Origin of the sequence: Mangrovibacterium sp., from assembly GCF_041596335.1 — a bacterium.
Taxonomy (GTDB): Bacteria; Bacteroidota; Bacteroidia; order Bacteroidales; family Prolixibacteraceae; genus Mangrovibacterium.
Window position 1 is genome coordinate 23,789 of record NZ_JBFHIT010000057.1, and the last position, 6,267, is coordinate 30,055.

At 44.2% G+C, this 6,267-nt stretch carries 5 protein-coding genes; all 5 read right to left on the reverse strand.

Annotated features, from left to right (window positions below; all coding sequences use genetic code 11):
- Positions 1–10 precede the first annotated feature (10 nt).
- Entirely contained in the window at positions 11–772 is a 762-nt protein-coding gene (locus tag ABZD21_RS16280) for a hypothetical protein (protein ID WP_372776153.1), read from the reverse strand.
- Positions 773–977: 205 nt separating this feature from the next.
- Positions 978–2,411: an outer membrane beta-barrel protein gene (locus tag ABZD21_RS16285; RefSeq protein ID WP_372776154.1), complete on the reverse strand. Its 1,434-nt coding sequence runs from the start codon at positions 2,409–2,411 to the stop codon at positions 978–980.
- Positions 2,408–2,962 carry an RNA polymerase sigma factor gene (locus ABZD21_RS16290; RefSeq protein ID WP_372776155.1) on the reverse strand — a complete coding sequence of 185 codons (555 nt, stop codon included), beginning with the start codon at positions 2,960–2,962 and terminating at the stop codon, positions 2,408–2,410. The genes ABZD21_RS16285 and ABZD21_RS16290 overlap by 4 nt, the downstream gene beginning before the upstream one ends.
- A 188-nt stretch (positions 2,963–3,150) precedes the next feature.
- Complete coding sequence (locus ABZD21_RS16295; protein ID WP_372776156.1) at positions 3,151–4,620, reverse strand: OmpP1/FadL family transporter; 1,470 nt, start codon at positions 4,618–4,620, stop codon at positions 3,151–3,153.
- A 224-nt stretch (positions 4,621–4,844) separates the two neighbouring features.
- A partial coding sequence (gene lpdA / locus ABZD21_RS16300; RefSeq protein ID WP_372776158.1) for a dihydrolipoyl dehydrogenase occupies positions 4,845–6,267 on the reverse strand: 1,423 nt, incomplete at its 5' end.

Below are 6,267 nucleotides of genomic sequence, written 5' to 3' on the forward strand. Positions count from 1 at the left end.
ATTTTTCTGTTTAGTTGAATAAAATACCCAATCGGATGGACAGGCGGTTGTAGTTTGTTTCCAATTCGTATTGATGGTCGCCTTTAAACGTGACCTGACTGTAGCGATAGCCAAACTCAAGCGATAAACCGAGATTCGGATTCAGGTAACTTACAAAGCCAAAAGATGGATTCAACAGCATTCCACCTTTATTTTCCATTGCCTGAGAACTGTAGGGATAATAGTTAGAATAAGGCATATAGTCGTAGTAAATCCAATTATTCTGATGCACATCACCATCAAGAGCAAACAGATAGCCACCCTTGAAACTAAAAAAAGGCGTAAATCGGGATTCGCGAAAATGATATTCAAAGTTCGCAAAAACCGGCATATACGATTCCTCCAGAAAATCGACCCCTGCACCCGCTCCCAAATAGAATTTTGGAAGCATTTTCGTATTGAATGAACCATCGAAGGAAAACGGTGAGTCTTTCTGATTGTCGGAACTACCGACTAAAACCCCTGCCGAACATTTCAGGAACCATGGCCTCTCAAGCTTGTCCAAAGTCAAAATCCGAACCGATTTCGAAGCAACCGTATCAATATCGGTTCTCTTAAATACCCAAGTGTTGCGGCCCGATTGCACCAGCATATTTTCATCGTCATAAGGTACCACATGTCCTTTTACAACCGATCCGTTTTTCAGGTAAACAACCTCTTTTGATACTCGCTGGCCAACCGACGGAGCAACAAGTAGTGTGGCAAAAAGCAGAAGAAGGGTGAGTTTTTTCATAGTTACAACTTAAGGTTAAACAGGAGTAAGATGCGGACACTGCGGGCAGGTTGCGTATCAAAATTAAAAAGTAAGAATAAATTGAAAGTTTTCGAACCGTAATTTTGCCAGCAATGGAAATGGCAAGCAACGGAATGACCGACAAAGCGATCTGGCAAGGAAACCACCGAAGCTGTATTATAGTGGCATTCAATTGGCATGGTATTTAAAACGAATAGCTGATGCCCGTATAAAATTCGAACGTGTAGGGTTTGTAGGTTACGTTCGGATTCCGACTTAACGACTCGATAAAATAACGCATTTGCGGCTCGAAACGAAGCTGCAACCCGGGTGTTAATTGGTAGCCAAAACCTAATCCGAGGTTTGTTGAATAGGTAACCGAACTCATATTCGCGGTTTCGCCAATATTCACGCGTTGGCTTTCATTGGTCATGTAGGCTGAATTGCCAACCAAGAAACCGGTATTAAATCCACCCATTAGCTGAAGACCAACTGTTCGATCAATGAGCTGATAACGAACTAAAAGCGGAATTTCGAGGTAATTAAAAAGCTGCTCAAACTCGGCATTTGTCAGTAAAACGCTATTGGACGATGCCGAAGCCGCCGACTCAAAATCAGCAGCAATAAGGGCATTTTGAGGCACACCGTCTAACACGATTGTTCCGGCCGGACCATTCACCACAACTGAAGCGCCATTCACTAAGCCGGATTGAAAATAGGATTGATCGGAAGCCATTTCACTATTTGAGACTCCCTCCCGGGATGACGAATTGGAAGAACTCTGTCCCAGGCTGTTGTACATGATCCCCGATTGAAAGCTCCATCGGCTCTGTGTTTCAACAGCAACCGTCAAGCCGGCTCCCAAATTCATCTGACTGTTTGATGATGCAGAATTCATCGTTTGAGCGTACTGTTGCCCATATTTTGTATCATTCACCGCCAGAGCCGGATTTACCCTTGCACCAATACTCCAATCCAGAAGCTTCAATCGACGTTCCTTTTCCGGCAAAGCTTTTCGGTTTTGATCGATTATCCGAAGGTCTTGTTCACTCAATCCATTTCGGGAAGAAGCAGAACTCAAGCCGATCAATCGGTTGGCTTGCCGGTTCTCATGTTGCAGCCGTGCTGCTAGTTTACCAAGCAAACTCATTCGCGGTGCAGTCTCTTGCAAATCATTCGTTCCGAATAAAACCTCCGATGATTGTTCGAAACTTGATGCTTCGGGTTCAGTCGCGACCGATTCTTTCGATACCGAAATGATGGGACCATTTGCTCCGGACTGATCGACTGAAACAGCTGATTGCCCGGGTGATTTCTCGTGAGACGATGCTACCGACTTCTCTTCCTCTAAAGACGCCGACGGCAATCCAGTCGTTTTGCCAGACTCCATGATTGACGCGACAGTGCCCGGCTGAACGCGAACACCCGGCTTTTCATTTTGCCAAACAATACCCAACACAAAAGCTAGCACTACTGCCGCAGCAACGCCACCCAGTTTCCACCAGAACACAACTTTCCGACGTCGAGACTGTGCTTGCGCTTCCACAATCCCGTCCCAGACATAGGCGGGGGGTTTCTGCTCAAACTTCTCCAGTTTCGAACGAAAGAGCTCATCCAAATGTTTGTCTTCTTCCATCATGCTGTATTGTTATTTTCCGCTCCCAACAACTCGTTCCGAACCCGATGTTTCAAAATAATTCGTGCGCGAGCTAAATTCGACTTCGACGTTCCCTCCGAGATTCCCAGCTCCTGAGCGATTTCTTTGTGGTTCATCGATTCGAAAACATACAAGTTAAAAACCATTCGGTAACGGGGAGGCAACTCCCGAATTAGCTGCATCAGATCATTGGCCGACAAATCGGCTTCAAGAGCCTCTTCTTCCTCCGCATTATCGTATTGCGACATATCTTCGACCGGGTACAACTTGGTTTGCTTCCTAAATTTCGCCAGCGACACGTTGACCATTATTCGCCGTACCCAGCCCTCAAACGATCCTTGATGCCGGAAAGAATCAATCTTTTGAAATACTTTAATGAATCCCTCCTGTAAATTATCCTCCGCCTCGGTCTGATCTTTTGAATAGCGCATACAAACCCCGAACATCGTAGATGCATACAGATTGTACAGCTGAGCCTGAGCGCTCGGCTTACCTGCAGAACAATCTTTAATCAATTGCGTTAGCTCCTTCAAATCGGGTACTTTAGATCGCTTAATTTAGAGAATTCCGGTCGACTTTTGGGTCTCTCCTTTCTGATACTGATCCATAGATGCTGAAAAAGGGGAATTGGTTGCGTCTGAAAAATAAAAATGAGTAAGCTGCCGGAACAAAAAAAGGCAGCTCCTGATTGAAGCTGCCTTTAAATGCTCAACTTTTGAGCTTATTTGAATAAATGGTAGGTAACGCCAATGGCAAAAGCCAAACTTGTTTTGTCGTAGGATTCTTTATATGCAATCCCCTGATAAGTATCTTCAATATAATCACTCTCATAGGCCGTATAAAGTACTCCTAAATCCAGATCGACTTTCTCGTTCACTTTAAACATGATACCAAAACCAACTGAATTCCCGGTCAGGCTGTTACTCAAATCCGACTGAAATCCGCGTCCAACGCCGGTTTTCGTATGCATGAAACCTGCACTGGCAGTCGTAAAATCTGAAATTGCATACTCCATCCCGAAAGCCAACTCATAAAGATTCTTATCAACTTCATTCTCTTTGCCATCCCAATTGGCATTCTTATCGAAATAATTCGTATAAGAAGCTGAAAGTTTCAGGTTATCGTACAACTGAAAATCACCCCCTGCAGCTAAAATGGCAGGAATATCATTCCGATACTTGTCACCATCGGGGAATTGTCCCAAATCATCAACCTCAGTTTGATTCTCCAACTCCAGTTTCGTTCTAAATTCGTAGCGCAAACCCACATTTAATTTGTCTGAAGGACGAATGTTCAAGCCAATGATTGGTGTGAATCCGAATCCTTTCTGTTTGGCATCAACTATTTTATCTCCCATTTGTGAGGCATAAGCATCTGCAGTAGCTGCGTTGGTAGTCATAACGGTAACCGCCTGGCCAAAAGTCGTACCAGTAGGCAGCCCGGCACTGGTTGCAACAGCATCCGGCATTACCATATCCTCCGGATATTGAGAAAAACTCTGTGCTGCAGTCGTCGCCTGAGTCGCTAAATCAGCCAACAGATCGGCTGCCAAAAAACTTTGCCCGGCAGTGAAAACACTAATATTTTTTATATGCCCTTCGTATTTATTGTTCGCATTAATTAAACGAAAACCGGCAGAACCACTAATCGCCTCACTGATTTTATAACTTGCATTAAACTGAAATCCCAGATAAGCGGAATACCCCTTGAAGTACAAATCGGTTGAATAACCGGTGACGGCAACTCCCAATTGGTTCAAACCGGAAGGAAGCAGAGCGAATGGCATTTCAAATGATGGTAAACCGGTATTGTATTCAGCCGAACCGCCTCCTGAGTTTATTCCGAAGCCGAAAGATAAGGCCAACTTATCTTTCTTATAAACAGCGAACGCTGTTGGAAAAACCGGAATTGTCAACCCTCCTTCATAAGACGATTGATTTAACAGCGGGAAATTATTCTCGATCGTGCGGGTTTGAAACAAACTTTGATTGTTCAGCGCGAAATGAAAACCATTGCTCATTTGCACCAACCCAGCCGGGTTAAAATACACACCATCGATTTGGGTCGATGCATTCCGGGAAAGCATCCGGATATATTGCGCACTCTGGTTGCCATTGGTTAATATACCTCCGGCATGTGCCGAGCACAACGCCGATAACACGATAACACTGGATAAAATAATTCTCTTCATAAAAAGTAATGTTGTTTGTAATGCGCCGCAAAAGTATCAATTTATACGTTTACTCAAAACAAATATACTGTCAATCAACACATTAAGAATTTTCAAACAAAAAGTTCATTTGTTCTATTACCTGGCATTCTAATCGAAAAAGGAAAATCCGTGGCAGTCGACCTGATAAAAAAATGGCTCGAGCAATTAGCCCGAGCCATTCAATATATTTTGTAGAGACTTGATTACAAGTGGATCACTTCATCATAAGCTGCTGCAGCTGCCTCCATAATTGCTTCGCTCATCGTTGGGTGCGGGTGTATCGACTTAATCAACTCATGACCGGTTATTTCCAGACGTTTAGCTACGACTAATTCGGCAATCATTTCAGTTACATTTCCACCAATCATATGAGCTCCAAGCAATTCGCCGTATTTGGCATCGAACACTAGTTTCACAAATCCTTCTTTTTGACCGGAAGCACTTGCTTTACCACTGGCCGAGAACGGGAATTTTCCCACCTTAACTTCAAAGCCGGCTTCTTTTGCCTTCTGTTCAGTCATCCCAACCGAAGAAACTTCGGGAATGGTATAGGTACAACCCGGAATATTCGAGTAATCGACCGGGTGAGGATTTTGTCCGGCGATTTTTTCAACGCAGGTAATCCCTTCGGCCGAGGCCACGTGCGCCAAAGCAGGCCCATGCACGATATCTCCGATAGCATAAACCCCATCAATATTAGTGCGATAAAAATCATCGACAATAATTTTGCCTTTCTCGGTTTTTACGCCTAATTCTTCGAGACCAATGTTTTCGATATTGGTAGCAACACCAACGGCTGAAAGCACAATTTCGGCTTCAATTTCCTCAACACCTTTCTTGGTTTTCACTTTAACTTTGCAAAGCTTGCCACTGGTATCGACCGATTCAACAGATGAATCGACCATTACTTTCATTTTTGACTTTTTAAATGATCGCTCCAGTGTTTTTGACACTTCCTCATCCTCGTTCGGAACAACATTGGGTAGGAACTCCACCAGTGTAACCTCCGTACCGATTGATTGATAGAAGTATGCGAACTCACTTCCAATTGCTCCCGAACCTACAACAACCATCGATTTTGGTTGTTTGGGTAGGGTCATCGCCTGACGATATCCGATGATCTTTTTGCCATCCTGTGGTAAGTTGGGGAGTTCTTTCGACCGCGCTCCTGTAGCCAGAATGATATGTTTTGCTGAAACGGTTGTTTTCTTGCCATCGGCATCAGTCACTTCAACCGATCCTTTCCCGGCCAGTTTTCCAAAACCGTTTATCACGTCAATTTTATTCTTCTTAAAGAGGAATTGAATTCCCTTACTCATGCCTTCGGCCACTCCGCGACTACGTTTTACCATCGCTTCGAAATCAGGTTTTACATCACCCGAGATTGACACGCCATAATCGGCCGCGTGAACAGCGTACTCATATGCCTGAGCGCTTTTCAGCAATGACTTTGTTGGGATACATCCCCAATTCAAACAAATTCCTCCGAGGTTTTCCTTTTCAACCACGGCAACTTTAAAACCTAGTTGGGCTGCGCGGATTGCGGCAACATATCCGCCCGGACCACTCCCTATGACTAATACATCGTAGCTCATAATACTTGATTCGTTATTTTTTCGACTGTAA

Coding starts and splice junctions, on each gene's coding strand:
- ABZD21_RS16285 (WP_372776154.1), bottom strand. CDS start 2,411: ATGATGGAAGAAGACAAACATTTGGATGAGCTCTTTCGTTCGAAACTG.
- ABZD21_RS16295 (WP_372776156.1), bottom strand. CDS start 4,620: ATGAAGAGAATTATTTTATCCAGTGTTATCGTGTTATCGGCGTTGTGC.
- ABZD21_RS16280 (WP_372776153.1), bottom strand. CDS start 772: ATGAAAAAACTCACCCTTCTTCTGCTTTTTGCCACACTACTTGTTGCT.